Annotated in this window: 22 protein-coding genes; 10 read left to right on the top strand and 12 right to left on the bottom strand. The window is 35.6% G+C overall.

The genetic code is table 11. From position 1 onward, the window contains the following. Window positions 1-46: 46 nt before the first annotated feature. The 5 genes from ACIP9C_RS00900 to ACIP9C_RS00880 form a co-directional block, all read right to left on the bottom strand. Complete coding sequence (locus ACIP9C_RS00900) at window positions 47-1,852, bottom strand: ABC transporter ATP-binding protein (RefSeq protein WP_401007759.1); 1,806 nt, start codon at window positions 1,850-1,852, stop codon at window positions 47-49. Next, complete coding sequence (locus tag ACIP9C_RS00895) at window positions 1,846-3,861, bottom strand: ABC transporter ATP-binding protein (RefSeq protein ID WP_401007757.1); 2,016 nt, start codon at window positions 3,859-3,861, stop codon at window positions 1,846-1,848. The genes ACIP9C_RS00900 and ACIP9C_RS00895 overlap by 7 nt, the downstream gene beginning before the upstream one ends. 59 nt (window positions 3,862-3,920) lie before the next feature. Further along, a complete protein-coding gene (locus tag ACIP9C_RS00890) occupies window positions 3,921-4,685 on the bottom strand; it encodes an asparagine synthase-related protein (protein ID WP_401007755.1) in 765 nt (254 codons plus the stop codon). A gap of 45 nt (window positions 4,686-4,730) precedes the next feature. Continuing rightward, window positions 4,731-4,856 (bottom strand): lariocidin family lasso peptide, encoded by a 126-nt coding sequence (locus ACIP9C_RS00885; protein WP_255639718.1) that lies wholly within the window; start codon window positions 4,854-4,856, stop codon window positions 4,731-4,733. A 237-nt stretch (window positions 4,857-5,093) separates the two neighbouring features. Continuing rightward, complete coding sequence (locus ACIP9C_RS00880) at window positions 5,094-5,741, bottom strand: response regulator (RefSeq protein WP_401007752.1); 648 nt, start codon at window positions 5,739-5,741, stop codon at window positions 5,094-5,096. A 1,035-nt stretch (window positions 5,742-6,776) separates the two neighbouring features. Here ACIP9C_RS00880 and ACIP9C_RS00875 point away from each other — a divergent pair. After that, window positions 6,777-7,313: a hypothetical protein gene (locus ACIP9C_RS00875; protein WP_401007750.1), complete on the top strand. Its 537-nt coding sequence runs from the start codon at window positions 6,777-6,779 to the stop codon at window positions 7,311-7,313. 170 nt (window positions 7,314-7,483) lie between these two features. Beyond that, window positions 7,484-8,389, top strand: coding sequence for an EamA family transporter RarD (gene rarD / locus ACIP9C_RS00870; RefSeq protein WP_401007749.1), 906 nt, complete (start codon window positions 7,484-7,486; stop codon window positions 8,387-8,389). A gap of 248 nt (window positions 8,390-8,637) precedes the next feature. On the opposite strand, the gene ACIP9C_RS00865 is transcribed toward rarD, so the two are convergent. Further along, on the bottom strand, window positions 8,638-9,876 hold the full coding sequence (locus ACIP9C_RS00865) for a helix-turn-helix domain-containing protein (RefSeq protein ID WP_401007747.1): 1,239 nt from the start codon (window positions 9,874-9,876) through the stop codon (window positions 8,638-8,640). A gap of 218 nt (window positions 9,877-10,094) precedes the next feature. Between ACIP9C_RS00865 and ACIP9C_RS00860 the strand changes: the two genes are divergently transcribed. Then, the gene (locus ACIP9C_RS00860) at window positions 10,095-11,381 is read left to right on the top strand and encodes an MFS transporter (RefSeq protein ID WP_401007745.1); all 1,287 of its coding nucleotides are present in this window, start codon (window positions 10,095-10,097) and stop codon (window positions 11,379-11,381) included. A 215-nt stretch (window positions 11,382-11,596) separates the two neighbouring features. Here the strand turns inward: ACIP9C_RS00860 and ACIP9C_RS00855 are convergent, their stop codons facing one another. The 4 genes from ACIP9C_RS00855 to ACIP9C_RS00840 all read right to left on the bottom strand — a co-directional run bounded on the left by ACIP9C_RS00855 (window position 11,597) and on the right by ACIP9C_RS00840 (window position 15,382). Next, entirely contained in the window at window positions 11,597-12,313 is a 717-nt protein-coding gene (locus tag ACIP9C_RS00855) for a LutC/YkgG family protein (protein ID WP_401007742.1), read from the bottom strand. Then, window positions 12,313-13,740, bottom strand: coding sequence for a LutB/LldF family L-lactate oxidation iron-sulfur protein (locus tag ACIP9C_RS00850; RefSeq protein ID WP_401007740.1), 1,428 nt, complete (start codon window positions 13,738-13,740; stop codon window positions 12,313-12,315). The genes ACIP9C_RS00855 and ACIP9C_RS00850 overlap by 1 nt, the downstream gene beginning before the upstream one ends. Before the next feature lie 25 nt (window positions 13,741-13,765). After that, the gene (locus tag ACIP9C_RS00845; protein WP_401007739.1) at window positions 13,766-14,482 is read right to left on the bottom strand and encodes a (Fe-S)-binding protein; all 717 of its coding nucleotides are present in this window, start codon (window positions 14,480-14,482) and stop codon (window positions 13,766-13,768) included. A 180-nt stretch (window positions 14,483-14,662) separates the two neighbouring features. After that, window positions 14,663-15,382, bottom strand: a complete 720-nt coding sequence (locus ACIP9C_RS00840) for a FadR/GntR family transcriptional regulator (protein WP_401007738.1) — start codon at window positions 15,380-15,382, stop codon at window positions 14,663-14,665. Between the two features lie 451 nt (window positions 15,383-15,833). Here ACIP9C_RS00840 and ACIP9C_RS00835 point away from each other — a divergent pair, with 451 nt between their 5' ends. From ACIP9C_RS00835 to ACIP9C_RS00815, 5 genes are all read left to right on the top strand, one after another. After that, entirely contained in the window at window positions 15,834-17,513 is a 1,680-nt protein-coding gene (locus ACIP9C_RS00835) for an L-lactate permease (protein WP_401007736.1), read from the top strand. Between the two features lie 332 nt (window positions 17,514-17,845). Next, window positions 17,846-18,556: a cytochrome c biogenesis CcdA family protein gene (locus tag ACIP9C_RS00830; protein WP_340824771.1), complete on the top strand. Its 711-nt coding sequence runs from the start codon at window positions 17,846-17,848 to the stop codon at window positions 18,554-18,556. 33 nt (window positions 18,557-18,589) lie between these two features. Continuing rightward, window positions 18,590-18,976 carry a response regulator gene (locus tag ACIP9C_RS00825; protein WP_401007733.1) on the top strand — a complete coding sequence of 129 codons (387 nt, stop codon included), beginning with the start codon at window positions 18,590-18,592 and terminating at the stop codon, window positions 18,974-18,976. A 24-nt stretch (window positions 18,977-19,000) separates the two neighbouring features. Then, the gene (locus ACIP9C_RS00820; RefSeq protein WP_401007731.1) at window positions 19,001-19,498 is read left to right on the top strand and encodes a CcdC family protein; all 498 of its coding nucleotides are present in this window, start codon (window positions 19,001-19,003) and stop codon (window positions 19,496-19,498) included. 142 nt (window positions 19,499-19,640) lie between these two features. Next, window positions 19,641-19,832: a hypothetical protein gene (locus ACIP9C_RS00815; RefSeq protein WP_340824768.1), complete on the top strand. Its 192-nt coding sequence runs from the start codon at window positions 19,641-19,643 to the stop codon at window positions 19,830-19,832. A 214-nt stretch (window positions 19,833-20,046) separates the two neighbouring features. On the opposite strand, the gene ACIP9C_RS00810 is transcribed toward ACIP9C_RS00815, so the two are convergent. Further along, window positions 20,047-20,475 carry a DUF2621 domain-containing protein gene (locus ACIP9C_RS00810; RefSeq protein WP_172771918.1) on the bottom strand — a complete coding sequence of 143 codons (429 nt, stop codon included), beginning with the start codon at window positions 20,473-20,475 and terminating at the stop codon, window positions 20,047-20,049. A gap of 385 nt (window positions 20,476-20,860) precedes the next feature. Here ACIP9C_RS00810 and ACIP9C_RS00805 point away from each other — a divergent pair, with 385 nt between their 5' ends. Together ACIP9C_RS00805 and ACIP9C_RS00800 are read left to right on the top strand one after the other, a co-directional pair. Continuing rightward, window positions 20,861-21,151 (top strand): hypothetical protein, encoded by a 291-nt coding sequence (locus ACIP9C_RS00805; RefSeq protein WP_401007729.1) that lies wholly within the window; start codon window positions 20,861-20,863, stop codon window positions 21,149-21,151. Window positions 21,152-21,263: 112 nt separating this feature from the next. Next, window positions 21,264-21,476 carry a hypothetical protein gene (locus tag ACIP9C_RS00800; RefSeq protein ID WP_401007728.1) on the top strand — a complete coding sequence of 71 codons (213 nt, stop codon included), beginning with the start codon at window positions 21,264-21,266 and terminating at the stop codon, window positions 21,474-21,476. Window positions 21,477-21,509: 33 nt separating this feature from the next. On the opposite strand, the gene ACIP9C_RS00795 is transcribed toward ACIP9C_RS00800, so the two are convergent. Next, window positions 21,510-22,775, bottom strand: a complete 1,266-nt coding sequence (locus ACIP9C_RS00795) for an MFS transporter (protein WP_401007725.1) — start codon at window positions 22,773-22,775, stop codon at window positions 21,510-21,512. Window positions 22,776-22,849: the final 74 nt, after the last annotated feature.

Genomic DNA, 22,849 nt, shown 5'->3' with positions numbered 1-22,849 from the left:
CTTTTTTACTAAAAACCTTCATCTCATTTTCAATTTTACTATCCTATTATTGATATTTTTGAGCTTGTAACTTGTACAACTCGGCATAGTGTGCCTGTTTTTTTATTAATTCATCATGAGTACCGGTCTCTATTACCTTTCCTTTTTCTAAAAAGATAATGTTATCAGCAAAGCGGGCGGTGCTTAATCGATGTGAAACAATAACTACAGTTTTTCCATAAGTTAATTTACGTAATGTTTCGAATATCTCTTCTTCAATAAAAACATCTAATGCAGATGTAGGCTCATCAAAAATTAGTAGATTTGCTGAATTATCTCTCATAAAAGCACGAGATAGTGCAACACGCTGCCATTCGCCCCCTGATAGATTTCTTCCTCCAAATAGCCTTCCAAGTTCAGTTTCATACTTATGTTCGAGCTTATGCAAAAATTGATTAGCACCTCCAAGAGAAGCAGCCTTTTCAATACTCACTAAGTCATTAAACTTAAAAATTTTGCCTACTCCAATATTTGACTTCAAGTCCATTTCATATCGTAGAAAATCTTGAAAGACTGCTGTTGAATTTAACCTAAAATTCTCAATATCATAACAACTTAATGGTAAGGTATTGAAGTATATTATTCCTTCATTTGGATCGAAATATCGTAGAAGCAACTTAATAATAGTACTTTTACCCGATCCATTTTCACCAACTAATACTGTTATTTTACCTTTTGGAATTTGTAAATCCTCAATCTTTAATACTTCCTGTTTACCATTATAGCTAAATGTTATTTTATTAAGTTCATATCCTTTGTTCATAGAATCACCAAGCAAAGTATTTCCAGATTTTATATTGTTTTCGCTTGTTAAGAAAGAAACTATCTTTCTTAAATGTCTAGTTTCTCTAGGTCCAATTGCAAATACTGCAAATAATTCAGTTGTACCTTCATTGAATTGAATGATTGCTCCAATAAAAAGTAGTATATCTCCAGAGGATAACTGACCTTGAAGAGCTTGCCTCACAATATAAATTAAAATACCACCAGCAACCAGAGACTGTAGAAGGGACCAAAAAAATTGATGCAGAGTCAGCTTTTTTTGATCGTTTGAAATAGTTTGTAATAAATGTTTGGCAGTACGACTATAACGGGACTTGAAGAAGGGGACAAGATTAAATAATTTCATCTCGCCTGCAGTTTCAGGCATAAGAGGCGTACATAGATAATATTCTGCACGTCGCCTTAGCTCTTGAATCTCTTCACGTCCCTCAAAAGTCAAATTATTAATTTTTGCTTCTAAATACATTTTAGGAATAGATAAGAAAAGTAATAAAATCGGTGCCCACGGTGCAAACATTCCGATTAATGTACTTCCAGCAATAATCAAAGCAACACCACTTAAAAATTGAGATACAATGGTAATCCACATATTAACAAAATACTCATTATAACGGATAATTTGAGTTTTGGTATGGTAAGATGCTTGTTCAAAAGGAGCGATATCTGGAATGGAAATAGCCTTAGTGATGAGTAATCTATCAATATGAGTTTGAAGTTTAAAGGTAAACAGCCTCTTTTGCAACTCAACTAATGGTTGAAGAGCGTCTATTATTAATGTAAAGGCAATATACATTAGAGCCATCCATGTTAACGTGCTCCAAGAGAATAAATTAAAGGGAGTAAGTGTAATTTCATCAATAATCTTAGCACTTAACAAAATAAGTATTGGACCAAGCAAAGATTCTAATAATATCATGAAGAATAGGGCGCATGTTTTAAGTTTGTCACATTGCCAGAATAAGTTTAAACCATATAAAATTACAGAAGTAGTTTCGTTTAATTTTAAAACAGTCCGTTTAATTTTTAGCAAAGGGACTCATCCTTCCCTTGAAAAGATTTAGCTTGTAGGCGGAACATTTTTGCATATTCCCCATTCTTTTTGAGAAGATTTTCATGGCTTCCTTCTTCCACTATCTTTCCATTCTTCAGTACAAGTATACGGTCAGCCATCCTCACAGTACTGAAGCGATGTGAAATCATTATAACTGTTTTTTCGTGTGTAAGCTTCTTAAACTGTTGGAATATATCATATTCTGCTCTTATATCCAAAGCAGCAGATGGTTCGTCCAAAATTACTAATCCAGCCTGTCTCATAAGCGCTCTAGCTAAGGCAATTCTTTGCCATTGTCCTCCTGAAAAGTCAATACCTCCCCATTCTGGACCAACCATTGTATCAAGGTTTTCGGTTAATTCAGCAATAGTTGTTTCCAATTTTGCTGAGTGTACTGCATATTTGATTTTATCTTCATTATGCAGGGCGTTTAAATCACCAAGAGCAATGTTTTCCCTTATTGACATTTCATATCGCCCAAACTCTTGGAATACCACTGAGATTTGCTTTCTTAGTTCGTCTAAATCGAGATTGCGAATATCAATTCCGTTTACCTTAATTTCACCTTGATTAAATTCATAAAATCGGCAAAGTAATTTGATAAGTGTTGTTTTTCCAGAACCGTTAGCACCTACAATTGCGACTTTTTCTCCTGGAGAGACTGAGAAATTAATATGATCTAAAACATAACCAGAATTCTTCTCAACCTTGAAAGATTCTTTATCGGTGTCTAATATATTCTTTTGAATATTCTTTTCATATTCATATTCCTTTAAGTTGTCATCCCAAACAGGTTCATCATAGAAATCTTCGTCTTCTGTTTCTTCTAAGTCTTCCACAGATGGATGATAGTGTCCGTCAACCTGAGCTGATTCTTGATATGGATAGCGAAAACAAACATCTCTGAATTCAATTGATAGGGCACCTTCACTAGCAATAGGTACTGGTTTAGAAGAAAGTTCGATATCCTTTTCAGCTTTCATAAAAAGAATAAAATCTTTTCCCATTCTCCATAAATCAATCGTATCCGCGCCTTCTTTAGCAATATCCCTCATAGCAACAGATAATTGAAATACCGCCCCTAAGTACAGAGCAAAATCGCCAATTGATATAATGCCGGAACCGGTCTTCATTAATATCCAAAAGTATCCAATGCCAGTTCCGACCCCTGATAAAAAACTTGTTAACACAGTGCTATAAGAACCTTTTATCTGAATTCTACTAAAGACACTATATAGATGTTCAAAAGTTGATATATACATGTTTTTAAAGAAATTACCTAAACCAAATAAGCGGACTTCCTTTGCCGAACGTCTGCCAAGTAATAAACTTCGGGTATAATCCATTTTCCTTCTTAACAGTGCATACTCTTTAGCATATTCCCATTCCATCTCGTTGTAACGATTTTGTACAATAGCAAACGGACCAGTGGACAGAATAAGTAGTAAAGCTAGCACTGGTGAAAAATAGACGATAACTAAAATGATTCCAATCGACGAAAGTATTGCAGTAATGAAATTTGCACTAATACTAATTAATTGGAAAGGTAACCAAGTAGCGTGGTCCCGTAATGTTTCAAGCCGATCTCTATACTGGCGGTCTTCGAAGAAACGCATCCCTGGAATACGATCAAAAGCATCAAGTAAAAAACTATTAACGGTAATCATGGAGCGTTCGGCTAGTAAGGTTTTTACCCATGATTCTAAAGATTTTACTATACTTAGAATTAGTAAACTGACGGCATAAGCAATAGCCCACAACTCTGTATGTGATAATTCATTTGGTTCAACAATACCATCGATTATTTTTTTTGAAAAATATAATTGAATGATAGGGATGATGGCATCCACTACAATAAAAATAACTATGCAGAGTGTTAGAAGAGGTCCGGATTTCCAAACCATATTAAGAAGTAGTATAAATGTTTCTCCGGCACTTTTTAGATAATTCTGATTATCTTCGCATCGATATTTCTGTTTATGTACCATGTTTTTCACCTTTATTGGAGTATATTATCTAACTAAGTGAGTAAAAAACACTTTTCCTCTCACAAATTTAAAGTCTCGATTTCACCTAATAGACGGGGTTTATTAGGACGGGAGCGTTCGAGCACATATTCTTTTCCTTTTTTCATCTCTTGTAGCCAAATCTCTAAATCGATAACGGCTCTCATATATTGATAGCCCATGCCTAAATCATTATTTGGATCTTCCGAACGAATAGCCATAGCAAGTAAATGTTTCCAAAATACATCTCTTTTAATAATACCGAGTTCAACTACTTGTGAATTTTTCCTTTTATCAAATAACTGCAGAATTTGTTTACGTTCATTAAAAAAACTTTTTCTTGCCATATGTGCATATGTCGTTTTTGATATGCGATTGTACATGTATGAAGGCAAAATATCAATATATGCTTTACGTAATAGCATTTTCGACCCAGCATACTTTTCTATTTTCCCTTGTATGATGTCGAAATGCTGTTCAGGAGGAACTGAGAAAGAAAATTCAATAATTCGTCTATCTAAAAATGGATGATAGGTTGGTAGTGTTATACCAACAGAATCCATATATCTTGCTCGAGGCCAAAGAAAATCATAATGATATCTTTTACCCCAATACCTGAGAGCCTTACTTTTTCGATAATTTAAATAGTCTTCTTTAATAATTTGCTTCTCACGTTTCATATGTTCAACTGTAAAAAATTCTGGTAACTCAAATTCTGTATCAGACCATAATAAATCATAGTAGAATTTTTCACCTAAATAAGGAATAAACGGGGAAATACCGTATTGGAATCCGAGCTTTACCATATGTTTAAGGCTTCCTCCAGTCCATTTTCAGAATTACACTGTTTATTAACCTTTTTTTCCTCCTTTTCTCCCGCGTCCAAATTTACCATCACCTGGCTTGCTTTTCTTAGAAAGAGTAACTGCTAAGAAATCACCATAGTTTTTAACTTGAGCAGATTGTAACTTATTCATAATCTCTCACTCCTTTCATTTTTTATAGTTTTATGATAGGAAAAATAATTAACCAATTGTAAGTTAGCAACCTACGAGGTTTCCATAATTTCACCTGTCATATGTTACCTCTGTTTGGAGGTCTATTTATAGATTAACTTATGAAATTAACTTTATATACCGTAAAGAAACCTCAAAAAAACCGCAAATTAATTTCGGTGTTACCAGAATTGATTTACGGTTTTGTAAGGTTTTTTTCTATTTTGTTAGCTTTGCTATTTCCTCTATTTTTTTGATTGCCTTGATTCTTGAATTAACATTTAATTTCTTGAAAATATTTGTTAATCGGTATTCTACAGTTCGAAGGCTAATAAATAATTCTGCTGCTATCTCTTTATTTGTCTTTTCTGCCATAACAAGCTTAAGAGTTTCAACTTCATTTTTGCTAAGATTATATTTTTTTAATAGGTGGTAACCCTCTAAAATATTTAAACTATTATCTGGGATTTTTAATTGCTGTAGTAAATTTATTGGCATCATTGAGTTACCTTCTAAACTTGTTCTGATTGCCGCAATAAGTGTTTCTTTTGATGCAACTTTATCGACAAAACTTGAAACACCTGAAGAGACTAACATATTGAAGTGTGGTTCAATATCATACCCAGTATAAATAATAATGCTAGATGTAGGGGAGATTTTCGAAACTTCTTTTGCAAGTTCTTGGCCGTTTAATTCTGGCATGTTTAAATCAAATATAAATACATCAAATGTATGTGTTAATAAAATTTCTAGCGCTTTTTTACTAGAATTAATAAAAGTAACATTAAAATCCTTTTCTTGCTCTAGTAATAATTTTGTGCCCTCACCAACTAAGTTATGATCATCTACAACTAAAATTTTAATCAACGTTAGCCCTCCTTAAGAAAAACTATTGAAAATTATGTGTAATATATTGTATAAAATATCGTAATTATCCTTCTTGTGGAGTATATATATAAATTTTTTGTTTTTTGGAATTCGACGATTATTATGTAATAATATGTCTGACAGGGAATCAAAGAAGATATTAAAAGTAGTTGCTGTTATTGATATAAAAAATAATGATAATGAATTGGTACCATGGAGGAAATGGGATTACCATTGTCGTTAAAAGGTGAAACAAGTTTATTATATGTAAGTTTAATATCAATAAATTGTACTGAAGTTCCCGTTGAAATAAAAATAGATACCATAGCCTTATATTACAATCTAATAAAGGGAAGTATACAAGTCTTTTAAACTCTACTAGTGAAGAAAGATTATATTGACACAACAACCCTAATTTTCAGGTCACTAGTAGAATTAAATAATTCGGTAAAAAATTCACAAGCAACATCAGTCAATATGCAGTGAATTAGCTGAGTATATTGAAATAAACTATTAAGACGATGATATTGGTTTACAAATGATTGATTTAGAAAAGCGGCTATACATTATAGTGGATTATTTATGATGAAAGAAAAAATTTGATGCCTGTTGTGGTAGCGCGAATGTTTTTGTTCAACAAATAAAATGAAAAAACTCTGAACTACTGAAGGTAAATCATACTAAATTAGTGATTGGTAATTAAAATGGTATAAAACAACATGAAATATTTTGATTTTCATAGTCCGTATATTGCAAAAATATATGTTGATTAGGTAGCCAAGAAATTTAGGTAGCTGTAATTGGTAAAATATGCTTGTATCTTAATATCTTTGTTTTCAAATATTTAGGTGAAAATAGGGTTTGTTTTAAGCTAGAGCTCCTTGCATTTAAAAGGGAGCTTTTTTATTTTGACAAAAATGACTTTTCTCATTATGATAAGATAAATGAGAATGATTATCATATAAAAGGAAGCTGAAGGATGTTAAACAAAGCAATCCCATTACACGAACAATTTAGTAATGGAGTGAGAAAAAAATGACGAACAAAATGGATTTATCTGCATTATCATGTGAAAAAATGCAAGATGGCACACTTGCTGTCAAGACGACAGAAACACTTATGATGTTAACGCAAAGTCGCTATAAAGAATTAATGCATATTGAACAATTGTTTAATGCCATGCATATTGATTTAGATGAGAAGCAACTTGTATTGGAGCAAGAGCGGAAAAATTTAAAAAAACAAAATACTAAGCTTACTGAGGACATGCAAAAATTGATACAACAAAATGCAGTGTTACAAAAAAAGCTAACGGAGTATAATTGTGCCGTCGACGAGCTGAAGGAGCTCCGCCGACAAAATACCGACTTGCTGATTGAGCTTAGTAAATACACGGCTCTGTCTAGGGAATCTCTCTCAGGTCCTTTAAAATCGATGATTCGAGATATGCGGGAGCAGGGGGTAGGCATAAAAGAAATTCATATTCGCATTAAGCGTCAAATTAATCCGGATATTAGTTATAGTATGGTGCGAAAATATATTTCTGAGCTGGAAAGCGAAAATAAAGCGTAATGTCAGGTGTTTTAGCAATAAACAATATGTTCATAGTAAAATTGTGCATTTACAGTTGCCAGTCAAAGTCCTATAATTAGTCTATTCTTTCACATTATGAATAAGCGTCGAACTTGTGAAATTACGAGAGTGTCATAATTGATTTAAGAAGAGTAGGAGAATTAAAGACAATGTCAAATGAAAAAAAAGGGGTATTGGCAGCGTTTTTTGCCTATGCCATTTGGGGGGCCTTCCCACTTTACTGGAAACTACTTGAGCATGTGCCAAGTATGGAAATTTTATTAGGGCGTGTAATATGGTCCTTCGTCTTTACAGTACTAGCCGTCGTTATTTTCGGTATGCGCAAAGATTTATTAGCTGATTTAAAATATTTATGGACACACCAGAAGATTTTTTGGCAGTTAGCTTGTGCTTCTTTTGTCATTTCAATGAATTGGTATTTATATATTTGGGCTGTAACTCATGAACATTTGATTGAGACAAGCCTTGGCTATTATATTAATCCACTATTGTCGGTCATTTTTGGTGTTGTCTTCTTTAAAGAGACATTGAGTCGCGCACAATGGGTTGCTACAGCCATTGCGTTTATTGCGGTTATCATACTCACTGTAAATTATGGTACAGTACCTTGGGTGGCAATTTTAATTGCCCTAACTTTCGCTATTTATGGGGTACTAAAAAAGAAAATTACCCTTGATGCAACAAGGGGTTTAGCCATTGAAACCATGTTTATTCTTCCATTTGCGTTAGGCTATTACGTCTATTTATTTTCAACAAGCCAAGCATCTTTCTTACATGTGAATACCCACACAGATGTATTAATGATTGTAAGCGGTATTGTGACAGCTGTGCCTTTAGTTTTATTTGCTAAAGGTGCTCAAAATATTCCACTTTACCTATTAGGCTTTATACAATATGTAGCGCCAACTATTGTTTTAATTTTGGGCGTGGTACTTTATAAAGAACCATTCAGTCAAGTTGAACTACTGGCATTCAGTATTATATGGGTAGCCTTATTATTGTTCTCAGGTTCAAAAATTATAGAAATTAGAAAAGCACATCATAAATCTGCGTAACGAAAAGGACTTGTAGAGTTTTCTACAAGTCCTTTCAGCATGTAGACAAGCATCAAGCAGTTAGATGTTTTTGTCCTTGGTCAAAAAATAAAAATTCTTTCAGTTGATTGGAGCGTAAGGCTGTGACTCCAGCAGGGAACGCATAGAATGTCAGACGCAACAAACCGTGCGTTAGCGAGGGGGCGGCTTACGTTGTGCCCGCGGAAAACATCCGCACGTGGCGGAAATCAACAGCTTCTACGGTTCCTTTAAGAATCGATTTGTGCTTTAATCGTAAAATACGTTTCCTCAATTTTTTGCTTATAAGGTAGGTCGATTAAATCTTTCGAATCAATATATGCTTTTTTGGCAATTTCGTAAGCCGTTGTTAGCTCGCCAAACTGTGCGTAGCATAGCGCTTTATAGGAGAAACATTCATTCATACTTAGCAAATCATAAGGGTGTGAAACTAAAATGGGTATTTCTGTAAAGTAATTAAATGCTGCAAGTGATTCTGAATAACGACCAAGTAAATACAATGATTTTCCCTTTTCAGCATAATAAAAGTTATTATTTAGTTTTGTTGAATCTGTAAGCGCATTAAAATGTTCAATTTCAACTAATGCCTTTTCATACTCATGTGTATAATTGTTATAATAATGGGCTTTTAAGACGTATATAAAGGCGTCGACATCATCTTGTTCAACAAAAATACGATACTGCTCCAATTTCATCATCATTTGGTCAGCCTGCTCGAAATCACCATCAATCATGGCGCAATAGGAACCAATGCGGTATAAATCATCGATATGATAAAACAATTGGTTTTGATGGGCATGTTCAATCGTTTCGTTAATTAATTTTTTACCCGCCTCATGCTCACCAATGGCTAGCTGAAAAATACTAATATAATAAGCCAATTTCCCCGTATCACGTGAATCTAGCTGATAGTTTTCGCGGGCAACTTCCTCTTTCACTTGTAAAATACATCGATAAGCTTCGTCATATAAGCGATTTTCTGATAAAATGCCAAGCTGGAGCATGTAGGTTTTGAACCAATGACTCCACAAATTGATTTCTTTAAATATTCGGCGTGCTTGTTGAAGCGGTGGTTCCCATGTCGTTAAACCTGCCACATATTGCGCATTCGCATAAATATATAATAAACGCCCAGCTTCATAGCTAAGAGGTAAATCGTCTATGTATGGGTGAATGATATCAACGATTTGCTGATGGTTGTCCACATCGCCAAACTTTACCTCGGCAAACATAATTTCTACTTGCTCCAAAAGTTGACGGATATCAGATGATGTCACTTGTTCGAGCAATTCGCTTGCTTTCACACCAAGACGTTCCGCAATATAATCTAAGCTTTCCATAGAAGGTTTCGCTTTATCATTTTCTATTTGACTTAGCATACCTTTTGTTAGACGATCGGCAGCAAGTGCCTCTAATGTTAATTTTCGTTCTTTTCGTAATTTGCGAATCCTCATGCCTAAAGAGTCCACTGCCTCGCCTCCTTTCTACACTATTAACAATAATAACTATTCTTCGCAAAGTCTATACATTTACCCAAAACAACTGAGAGTGCTAGGAAAAATCCCGAAAATTTAGCTTGTTTAATTATATTAAACTTTTTGTTGCAAGAAAAGCAAATGATGTGGTATATTTTGTTTAATAAAATTAAACTTTTAAATTTAACTAAAATATGGAGGGGTTTTTTTCGATGGATGAAGCAGCAAAATATAAAAAGGCGACCTATCATTTGTGGACCTTTACGGCAAGTAAAATGATTGCAATGTTAGGATCACATGTGTTGTCCTTTGGTATTAGTTTGTATATTTTAGCGATGACTGGTTCTGCCACAAGCTTTGCCACAAACATGATTTGTTCCATATTGCCTCGAGCACTCGTTGCACCATTAGCGGGTTATGTAGCAGATAATTATTCTAAAAAACGAACGATTTTATTAGCACAGGCTGGAACGATTTTGACGATGGCTGGGTTACTGCTTTATACAGAGACGTTTGGTATGTCGGTTAATGCGATTTATGTGACAACAGTTTTTTATACACTCTGTTCTGCATTTTCAGGTGTAACCTTTAGCTCAGCTATTGCTACACTCGTAAATCCAGAACGTTTACAGCGCGCAATGTCATTTAACCAAATGTCAATGTCTGTTGCAGCAGTTGGAGGACCGGTTATCGGTGGGATGATGTACGGATTTTTCTCAATGGAAGTTTTTTTAATTGTGCATATGATCGCCTATGCGATTGCTTTTTGCTTAGAGGCAACGATGAATTTTAATTTGTACAGTACAAGAGGGGACGATGTTAAAACTGAAAAGATATGGAAAGGGCTTGTTAGTGGCTTTAGCTACATTAAGCAACACAAAGTTATTAAAGTTGTGATGTGGCTATCATTGTGGATTAATTTATTTTTCTCAGCAATCGTAGTCGGTGGAACGTACGTGATAATCGAATTACTCAAGGTCGAACCTACACATTTTGGTTTTGTTGAAGCGGCAGGTGCACTTGGCATGCTAGTAGCTTCCATCTATTTTGCAACACGTGGCGAAATTAAAGTGCCACTTCGTTTTTCTAAATTTAGTTTATTATTGCTTTCAAGTAGCTTAACATTTGCGGTTATCCCTTTAGTTACGAATTTTTCATATTCGATGATTGTTGTCTTTTATATTGTGCTCTACTTCATTTTTGCAATTTTTGAAATGGGCGTGAATATGCCTCTAGGTGTATTTATGCAAAAGCTTATATCTGAGGAATACCGAGGACGTGTATTTGGACTCATGGAAACTATGGCTATGTCTATGATGCCAATTGGTATGCTCGTTTATGGCATTTTGTACGATATATTACCAGCAACCGGTATTTTACTTGTCACAAGTGCGATTATAGTTGTAATGACGCTTGTATTACTACGCACAGCTGTCTTAAAAGAAGCTCACCCAGAATTTTACGATGAAACGACGATGACAGAGAGAGTAGCAAATTAATTACCCAAAAGATGTATTCTATCAGCGGTAACGGGGGTTTACTGACGATAACGAAGGTTTACCTGGCGATAGGTATGGATTTACTGGCCATTATAAGGGTTTTATGAGCGTAGCGAGAGGTTTTCCCAGCGTTAATGCTTGTTGTACCTTACAATAATACAAATTTCACCATAACAACAGGCATGCATAGTTTCAGATGCATGCCTGTGCTACGATTATTGATCCTCAATAACGATATATGTTGCTTTAATAGGGCCGTGGACACCAACGACAGGAATCATTTCGATATCTGCGGAATTACTTGGACCCGTAATAAAATTAATACAGGAAGCAATATGTTCACCATTTTGAACTTTTTTGCTAATCCATCGAGCTGCTTGGGTAATTCGTGGAACAATTGTACTTTTAGGAATTAAAATAATCGACTTTTCGGGTAAAAAGCTAACCGATCTCCCTTTATGCTTATCGCTAAATAGCACGGCGGTACCAGATTCGGCTAATGTCATCTCACTAATTGTTATACCGATGTTTGCTTTTTCTGCTTGTCGAATGTTTTCCTTTGACTGTGTCTCATTCCATACATAAAGTTGAATATTTGTTTGTGGCCATTGAGTATGCATCATATGTGATAATCCAAAGTGTTCAAAGCGTTCGTCTTGCCATGTGATGACAGAGCGACCACCGTAGTTATCAACGACTGCTTGTAAATCAGCTGCAAGTTTAGCGGTATTGGTTATAAGCATATTTGTATTAATATTTTTACATTGCTCCGCTAAGACGGCTACTAATTCTTCCTTTGTAGCATCTTTTAAGACGCGGTCCTGTGGCTGATATTGCCAAATCGGCTTAGTTAATTCTGTTTTTGGTGCTCGTCCGAGTTGATTGGCGATATTAGATAAAAATGCATCTCTATTTAGAATGCTTCCTGCCATTATTCAGACCCTCCTTTAGTACGATTGTTAAACCAGCTTCGGAAGTTTTCCTTATTCGGTGCAGGGAAATCCCGCGCTTCGGTCCATGCTTTTAATGGCCCAGGACCGCTTGAAATTTTATTATCCTTTGTAAATGGTGACATCGCTGGTGATGCCATTTTCGTCGCCATTTTATATAAAGTAGGGGAGGAAGCACCTAAGCCGAACGCTTTCATGAGAAGTTTTTCAGAAACTGGAGCCTTCCCTTCATTTTCAACGATGACCTGACGGTGCCGATGTATCAGTTGATGCAATGGGATTTTGACAGGGCAAGCATCTGTGCAAGCACCGCATAAAGTAGAAGCATATGGTAACTCTTTAAAATCATCATACCCTCCCAAAAGTGGTGATAGTACAACACCGACTGGCCCAGAGTAAATCGAACCATACGTATGGCCACCAACATGACGGTATACAGGGCATGCGTTGATACATGCTGCACAGCGAATGCATTGCAATATAGGCTGGAATTCACCACCTAAAATATTCGAACGGCCATTGTCGACGATAACTAAATGGAATTCCTCAGGCCCGTCTGTATCGTCCTCATCTCTTATACCTGTTAACGTTGTAATATAACTTGTCAGCTTTTGCCCAACTGCACTTCTTGTTAACAAACTGACAAGTACTTCCATTTCCTCGAATGTAGGAACAATACGTTCCATTCCCATCACTGTAATTTGTGTTTTAGGTAAAGCAGTTACTAAGTCAGCATTACCTTCATTTGTAACGAGCGTAATTGAGCCGCTTTCTGCGATAGCAAAGTTACAGCCTGTAATACCGATATCTGCTGTTAAGTACTCGTTTCGTAGTTTTTCACGAACATAAAGTGCCAGTTCTTCCGGTTTTTCTGTTTTGTCATAGCCTTGTTTTTCTTTAAAAATATCACGAATTTGTTCTTTATTTTTATGCAATGCTGGCACGACGATATGAGAGGGTGGTTCATGATCACCAACCTGCAAAATATATTCACCAAGGTCTGTTTCAATAACTTCACAGCCTAGTTGTTCGAGAGCAGGGTTTAAATTAATTTCTTCCGTTACCATTGATTTAGATTTAACAATTTTCTTTGCTTGTTTCTCTATTGCAATCTGTTGGATATAAGTAGTTGCTTCTTCAGCAGTTTTAGCGAAATACACATGTCCACCACGTTTTGCAACATTTTCACTAAGCTGATATAAGTAATAATCTAAATTGGCAAGTACATGTTGTCGAATTTCCTCACCATGGGAACGCCATTCTTCCCAGTGCCCAAGCTCATCTGCTTGTTGTAAACGACGTGTTTGAAAGCGTTCTTGAGCGCTTGATACTGCCCCACGCATAAAAGTATTTTCTAGCTCTTTCGTTACTCGCTGGTTAAACCTATTATCGCTTGTTTTCATTGCCATTCGATTATCCTCCTCTAAATGCAATTTAACGGCAGTTTAGCACTTCCGCAATATGCATGACTTTAATTGGTTTCCCTTGTCGATCAATTCGACCGCCGATATTGATTAAACAGCCAGCGTCCGCACCAATTAAAATATCTGCTTCTGTTTCTTCCACATTTTGTACTTTTTCACTAACCATTTCTCCAGAAATATTCCCCATTTTTACTGAAAATGTGCCACCAAAACCACAACAGCGTTCTTTTCCAGGGAGCTCCACGTATTGTAAACCTTTAACATGCCCTAATAATTTGATAGGTGCTTCTTTCACACCAAGCAGTCTGGTCATATGGCAAGAAGTGTGAAACGTTGCCTTACCCTCTAAATGGGCACCTACATCTTCAACTTGTAAAACATTCACAATAAATTCAGTAAATTCGTATGTTTTTTCTGCTAAAGCCTGCGCTTTATGTTCCCATATAGGATCTCCTTTAAATACTTCAGGATATTCTTTAAACATATAGGCACAAGAGCCAGAAGGGGAGACGACATACTCTGCATGTTCAAAAGCTGTAATCATTTTTTTCATAGCATTTTTGGATTCTTGGACGTAACCGCTATTGTAGGCAGGCTGTCCACAGCAAATTTGATTTTCTGGAAAGTCGATGTCACAGCCGAGTCTCTCTAATACTTCAACGACAGCTTTTCCTACATCACCTTGAAACATATCGACTAAACAAGTCGCAAACAGTGTTACTTTCATGCACATCACTCCTTATGTGATAATTTCCTATTCAAACGATTAATCAACTGGTCATCAGATGACTTGATATGTAAATAGATTGGTTTAATAATACTACAACCTTCTGGATTGTTGAAAGTGTTAATTGCAAATTTTCAAAAAAATAGTAGCTGCCCATGTTACAAAGGCAGCTACATTTACTTAATGACTCGTTTCGAAGTATTGCATTAAAACTTCCTCGACGTTGCTTAAATGAGAGGACATCGCATGCTTCGCTAGCTCTTCGTTTTGTTGCTTAATAGCTAGAAAGATTTGCATATGCTCATCATATAATTTTTCACTTGTTGTCTTTTTCGAATACATCCAAATACGGCGTGTTTCTTTCATCGTATCAATCATTAAACCAGATACTTGGTCTAAAATTGTTGCCAGTAGGGGATTTTGAGAGGCTTCTGAAATTGCTGCGTGAAATTGAAAGTCTGCTTTTTCACCTAGCTCACCATCACCTTGTGCAAGTTTCATGTCATCTAAAATACGAAGCATTGTTTGTAAATCTTCTTCTGTACGATGGATGGCAGCGCTTGCCGCAGCACCCACTTCAATAATTTTCCGTACTTTTAATAAATGAGAGATATCTTTTTTATTTGTTAAAGTTAGTGTTGAAAATGGGAAATCAAGCTTTTGGGAAGAAGTGCTTTTTACAAAAGTCCCAGATCCTTGTTTAATTTCGATTAAGCCCATTGCTTTTAGGGCGGATAATGCCTCTCTTATGGCAGATCTACTAACTTGTAATTGCTCAGCAAGTTGCTCTACTGAATCAAGACGATCTCCGGGCTTCAGTTCACCAGCTCGAATTTTTTCATAGAGCATTTCAGATACTTCCTCATATATTTTTTTTTGTTTAATTTTCTTTAATTCCAAGGAGCTACACCTCATTCATCTCGATCGATTGCTCTACATTACAATTTTATTATACATGATGAATAGATTTTTACTCACTGTTTAAAGTGATTAGTTTAGATTGCCCATTCATGAAAGCTTTGCATAATGTCTAATTCAATAAGCATAAAAGAATTATGAAAAAATATTGAATTTTTAAAAAATAGTTAATATAATTTTATCATATAGTCATCAGATGACCTAATCTATTAATGTTAGGAGGGCTTAGGAAAGTTAAACGAATAGTTTTGTACTAATTTGTAGGTGTTTGCTAAAGGGATAACTTCATTTGAAGTTTCTACAAAGGTTTTGACAATGCGTAGGTATGAGCATGTAGCTAATTGGTCTGCAACTCAGGCAACGAATAAAAATGTGGTTTGTTGTTGCTTACAGTCATTCATTTGCGAGAAATTTTTATTTGGGGGTATGTAATTTGACATTTACACAAAATTTTACAGCTGTTGGGGGAAGTTTGACTTGGTCTGCAATTGTCGCAGTTATTCCTATTCTTTATTTTTTCTGGGCGTTAGCAATTAAAAAAATGAAAGGCTATATGGCAGGTGTAACGACTTTGCTTGTTTCTTTAATTTTGGCTACTATTGCTTTTAAATTGCCAGTAGGGACAGCGATAATGTCCGCTACACAGGGGGCTGTCTATGGACTATTACCAATCGGGTGGATTATCATAACATCTGTTTTCTTATACAATATCACCGTAAAAACAGGGAATTTTAATATAATTCGTCAATCTGTCTTATCCATTACGGAAGACCGACGTATTCAAGCATTACTCGTAGCGTTTTCATTTGGAGCCTTCTTAGAAGGAGCTGCCGGTTTTGGGGCACCGGTTGCTATTTCTGCTGCGTTATTAGTAGGGCTTGGTTTTAACCCGTTGTATGCTGCAGGACTTTGTTTAATTGCCAATACTGCACCAGTTGCATTCGGTGCCATTGGTGTTCCGATTACTGCAATGGAAGGACCAACAGGCATCGCAGCATTTGAAATTTCAAAAATGGTAGGACGTCAATTACCCTTTTTAGCAGTATTTATTCCATTCTTTTTAGTGTTAATAATGACTGGCTTTAAAAAAGCTTGGGAAGTAATGCCAGCCATTTTAGTGTCAGGTATTTCATTTGCGGTGACGCAATTTTTGAGCTCGAATTTTTTGGGTCCTGAATTACCCGATGTTTTATCTGCACTAGTATCGCTCTTTGCACTAGCTATTTTTATGAAATTTTGGCAACCTAAAACGATTTATCGCTTTGCTTCAGAACGTGAAGCAATCGCTGATGCAACGGCAACAAAAGAGTCATATAGTGGAGGCACAATATTAAAGTCTTGGTCACCATTTATCATTTTGACTGCTTTTATTTCTTGTTGGGGAATACCGATAGTCAAAAGTGCTTTAACTGGAAATTATGAAGGTACAAATGTCATTTTAAAAGGTATCAATGGAGTAGGACAAGCCTTGACATTTACAACAGAAGTACCGCTTTTACATAATCAAGTATTAAATGGCACTACAGAGGAACCAATAGCAGCATTTTATAAACTAGAATTGTTAGGTGCAGCGGGCACAGCGATATTATTAGCTGCAATCGTTTCTAAATTTATTTTTAACGTTTCTTGGCACGAATGGGGTAAAACTTTTTTTGAAACGTTAAATGAAATTAAGTTTCCACTTATGACGATTTGTAGTGTTGTAGCATATGCTTATGTCACAAATACTGCTGGGATGATGACAACACTTGCATTGGTGTTAGCTAAAACAGGCGCACTGTTCCCATTTTTCGCACCTGTACTAGGTTGGCTAGGTGTTTTTATTACGGGATCTGATACATCATCCAATGTATTATTTGCCAAGTTACAGCAAGTTACAGCTGAATCTGTTGGCATGGAACCAGTGCTAGCGTTAGCTGCTAATGCCTCAGGGGGCGTGACAGGGAAAATGATTTCGCCACAGTCGATCGCAGTAGCAGCAGCAGCGGTTGGACTTGTCGGTAGAGAATCGGAGTTACTACGTTTTGCGGTAAAGTATAGTGTTATGCTGCTGTTATTTATTTGTATACTAACATTCTTACAAAGTAATGTCCTAGCTTGGATGATTCCTTAAGGGGATTGAATAGTTTTAATGAAAGGCATTGAGAATGGATTTCTCAATGTCTTTTTTCATGGGCTTGTTTTGTAGAGCGGTGGGTAGAGTAGAGCACTGCTGCAAAGCGTTCACTCGTAATAAATACACTGTTTTAACTTCTAATATAATAGTGAATTTCATTGACAGAAAAACGCTCTGAGAGCATAATTCAGAAGTACATTTGTAAACATATCGATATTTCCCGTTTTTTGTAGTTTTTCGTCATGAAACGTTCACAAGCTAAAAGAGCGCAATTTCCATTGTTTTTTGGTACGATGGAGGCAGTAACTGTAAGGAGAGAATGAAAAAATATGGAAACTGATATTAACGTATTTTTAGCGTTTGGCGCAGGCTTTTTAAGCTTCATTTCACCGTGTACGCTCCCACTGTATCCTGCATTTTTATCATACATAACGGGAATGACATTAGATGAGCTAAAATCTGAACGAGGCATGATGCAAAAGCGTGCTATTTTGCATACGCTATTCTTTTTACTAGGGTTTTCAATTATTTTTATAATGATTGGCCTTGGCGCATCTTTAGCAAGAGAGTTTTTCCTCAATTATCAAACATTGTTACGTCAAATCGGCGCTATTTTAATTGTTATCTTTGGGTTAATGATTGTAGGATTACTTCAAATTGATTTTTTAATGAAAGATCGGAAATTCCAATTTAAAAATCGGCCATCCGGTTATTTAGGTTCGATTTTAATCGGTATTGCATTTGCAGCAGGGTGGACACCTTGTACAGGACCTATCTTAATGTCCATCATTACATTAGCTGGAGCAAATCCTTCTTCAGGGTTTAGCTATATGTTTGCTTACTATTTAGGATTTGCGATACCATTCTTTGTGCTATCATTCTTTATTTCACGTATGAATTGGATTCGCAACCATAGTCAAAAAATCGTAAAAGTCGGCGGCTATATTATGATCGCTGTAGGGATATTGTTATTCTTCGACGGTTTAACGTACATCACACGACTATTACAGCCTATTTTCGGTGGATTTATTGGCTTCTAATCTGCTAAACTTAAGGGCATACCGTACTTTAACGTGGAGGGAGATGAATACGTGCCTACAGTTTTAGTAGTGGATGATACGCTATTTATGCGTGTTACAATCAGTAATATGTTTAATGAATGGGGTTACGAGGTAGTCGGCAATGCAGTGAATGGTAAGGAAGCTGTAGAGCTGTATCGAGAGTTACAACCTGATCTTGTAACGATGGATGTAACCATGCCCGTAATGACAGGTATTGCGGCTGTAAAAAGAATCGTCCCAGAATTTCCTAATGCAAAGATTGTTATGATTACTGCTTTAGGTCAACAGAAATTAATTGTAGAAGCGCTTGAAAGTGGTGCGAAAGATTTTATAACGAAGCCTTTCGAACCGGAAAGATTAAGGGCTATAGCAGACCAATTAGTTGGTCAAAATTGCTAATTTAACATCAGAGGAGGATTTTTTATGTTAAGCAATATCCCTTCTCACTATTATGTTATAGGTTCGACTATAATGGCCATTATAATGGGTAGCTTCGTTATGGTAGTACGTGTGCGAGCTTCCAAAAAACCTACAAATGAGAAGAAAATTATTATTCCACCGATTGCAATGTCTTCAGGTGCGTTAATGTTTTTATTTGCACAATTTCGAGTGCCACCTATGCAAATTTTAGAAGCAGCTGCTGTAGGCGTAGTGTTCTCGACAATTTTAATTGCTACTTCTAAATTTGAAGTAAAAGGTCAGGATATTTATTTAAAACGTTCCAAAGCGTTTGTATTTATTTTAGTTGGACTGTTAATATTCCGTGTTGTGGCGAAAATGATATTAAGTAGCTCAATAGATGTCGGCGAGTTAGCAGGCATGTTTTGGATATTAGCATTTGCTATGCTAGTCCCATGGCGAATTGCTATGCTTATTCAATTTAAAAAAATCAAAAAAACAATTCCGCTCAAAAATATGTAATGAGAAAAACTACACTTGCACTTGTGCTGTTGTAGTTTTTTTATGTCAAAGCGACTTCGAAGAAATAAGTTGTGCTTTTGCTACAAGCCAACAGTAATCGTGGTATACTAGGAAGCATGTTAAAAAATGAGGAGTTTGTTACATGAAATATTTTAAACCACAGATGCAGCAGCTAGTAAAAGAAAACCGTGAATTACATGATCGACTAAAAGAGCTGATGGCAGACATGGATTTGCAAAAAAATTACGCATTAAAGGCGCTATATCATGCAGAAGTAGCAGATGGTGGACGCTACCAACAAGATTATCAAGCGTTAGATCATTTATTTAAATAATACAATATTTATAATTTGACTCAGGTTCGCTTTATTAAAAAGCAGGGACATTGCTTTAAAGTATTATAAGCGGGAAATTAGCAGAGAAGACTAGTTGATGATAGCGAAGGCGGTGACTCCTATGTGCACGTGGAAAGCTTCCGCCCTAGCGGACATCAACGCCATAGCAAAAAAGTGTTAGATTGATTGAAGTCAATCTAACACTTTTTCTCTTTTATTCAAATAGATGCTCGTACGGGGAAACATCAATTTGCAGTTGATCTAATTTTTTGCGTAAAAACTTATGATCACGTTTAGGTGTAGCTTGAATATAGCCACGAATGATTAAGTCATTGTCAATAGCTTTAGCTTTCTCTTCTAAAGCAAGTTCCCCAATTTTACCCGCGATTTTTTCTTTCGCAACTTGTCTAAATAACTCAGGTACTGGGCTCACGAGCTCATAAAGAAGTTCCTTCTCAGGTTGTCCCCATAGATGAATCGTTTTATCTAAATAAAATTCCTGCCAATCTAAATCCGATTTCCCATCCTGTTTTGGTAATGCCTTTAAAAATTTGCGGAACATGAAAAATCCGCCAATTGCCATTAGCGAGATAAGGACGACTACCCAAAATAAAATAAACCATAAAAACCAACCATCTAACAAATCGTTCACCTCTTTGTCTTCACTCACTCTATTATAAAAGCTTCAACAAAAAAATTCATCCTTATTGTGCCTGTTTTTACAATTAGTTTGATGTATTTAATGAATTCGTTGTAGTTTTTGTTTTATTTAAATTTATTTTAGAAATAATATGCGGAAAATAAATGAGAATGTGGCAGTGATTTGTAAATTATCTTTGTATGTGATAATCATTTTGATTTATTTTTATTTCTTATTATCATATTTTTACTAAAAGTGTGATATAGTTTTTAATTGCGATTAACCTAATGGAAAGCGTGGATGAAATCTATTTATACATAGAGGAAGTAGAGATTATAGTCTGGAATTCTATTGCAGGAGATGAAAATAAATATGGGTGGAGTAGGGAATGGAAAAAAATAGAACGATAACTCATTTATTATTAAGTAGTTATACAATTGGTTTTGTTTTAGGAGGCCTAACATTTTTTATTTCTGAAAGGAATATAGATTTTCAATTTAGTTTTTCAATAGAATATATGGTTTGTTTTCTTTTTATATTACCTATTATGTATTGGATTTATCGTTATTCCGGCAGGGTCTTTAATATACAAAGTATGAAAGTGAAATTACTTTACATTGCGTTATGGATAGTGGGTATGTTCTTTGGTTTAATCTTTTTTGAATTGATTATAAAATAACCATTCAGTAAATTTTTTGATTTTTCTTAGAAGGGTAGCAAAGATAAATACTTAAATAATTAATTTAACGAAAGGTAGATTTCCGAGAGTACGGTACGGATAGGAGAGAACAATGAATTTTAAAGCTTATTTTACAAAATACAAATGGTCAATTATTATTTTTTCTATTTTATATGCAGCTAGTTTTATTTTGAGTTTTATATTAATTAGAGGACCAGTAACTTATTCTGGACCATTGGGTACATTCATCGGTTTTTGTTTATTACAAGTATGGCAATATCATCGATTTAAAAAAAGGCAGCAGAATAATAGAATGATAAAATAATATTGGAGTAGGAAGGGGTTATCCTTCCCACCTTCAACAAGATTCATTTCCCCCATTAACATTCATTTGTACGTTTGTCAGTTTGGGCTGCTTCCAGATAAGACGTTGCAGGAATATACCTGTCATGCCAATAATGGATAGTCCAAGTCCAATTGTTTTAAATGTGGTTAATATCCCTAGTTGTGTAATGAGTAGTCCGCCAAGAAGAGGGCCAGCAATAAAAAGAATACTCATCAAGGAGTCGATTATACCGGTAACCCTTCCTATCGCTTCCTTAGGGGGTTCCGTTTGAATGAGATAATTTATGGCTGTAAACGTTAACCCGTTGCCGATTCCACCAACAATCGAAAGAATAATAGCAAGTGCTATGAAATTGTATTGCAATAGGAATCCAAACCCTCCAGTCATTGCACCAATTAGAAGACTTCCGATACCGAAAAACCAACCAAATTTAGAGATTTTTTTAAATTTGGTTAGAAGGATGACCACAAGAAGTGAACCAATTCCGATAGCAGAAATTGCCCAGCCAGTAAACGCTGGCTTGTTGGGGAACACCTCACTAAACAAAGTAACAATTTGTGCGTCAATCATTTGTATTGTTAAGGTGCTGAATATCCCGAAAATTATGCTCGCTAACAGGACTTTGCTTTTTAATACAATATGCCAACCTTCTTGCCAAGAATGTAGAAATCCATATTGGGAATCTTCTATTTTTACATTTGATTCGATTTCTTGTACCTTAATTTGTGTAAGCAGAATGCCAGAAATAGTGAAAGCTATCGCATTAAGTGCAATGGAGGCATTTGGAGAAAATATTCCTGCTACTGACCCCCCTATAAGTGGGCCAATAACCTTTACTAACTGAAACAGACTGCCATTAATAGTGATGGCTTGCATAATATTTTTTTCGTCCACAATACTTCTCATTAATCCTTGCTGTGCAGGGAGGCTTAATACCCCAGCAGTATTTCGTAAAAATAGAATGGGCAAAGCTAGCCAAGGTGTAGGCGTAAAGACGAGCAACAAAGTGAAAGCTGCACGAAACCAGTCCGAATAGATAAGGATTTTTCGTTTATTTCTTCGGTCTGCAAATACGCCCGCAAATTGCCCTAAAAGTATACTAGGAATGGCATACATAATAGGAATTAGAGCAATCAGCATCGGATCAGCCTTCCATGTATACCTAAATAAAATAAGGACCCCAACAAAATCAAACCAGTTTCCTAAATTGGCTAAAGTATTAGCAGAAAAAAATTTAATAAAATTGCTATTGCGCCATATTGATATTTCCTTATTCATAAATAATCCCTCCACGCTTGTGTCTCTACTCACGAGCATAACGAGCAATTATCAGAGGAATATCAGAGGAAATG

Source organism: Lysinibacillus sp. NPDC093210, assembly GCF_044753985.1.
Classification (GTDB): Bacteria; Bacillota; Bacilli; order Bacillales_A; family Planococcaceae; genus Lysinibacillus.
The sequence above is the reverse complement of the archived record's forward strand: the minus strand, read 5'-3'. Positions and strand labels throughout refer to the sequence as shown.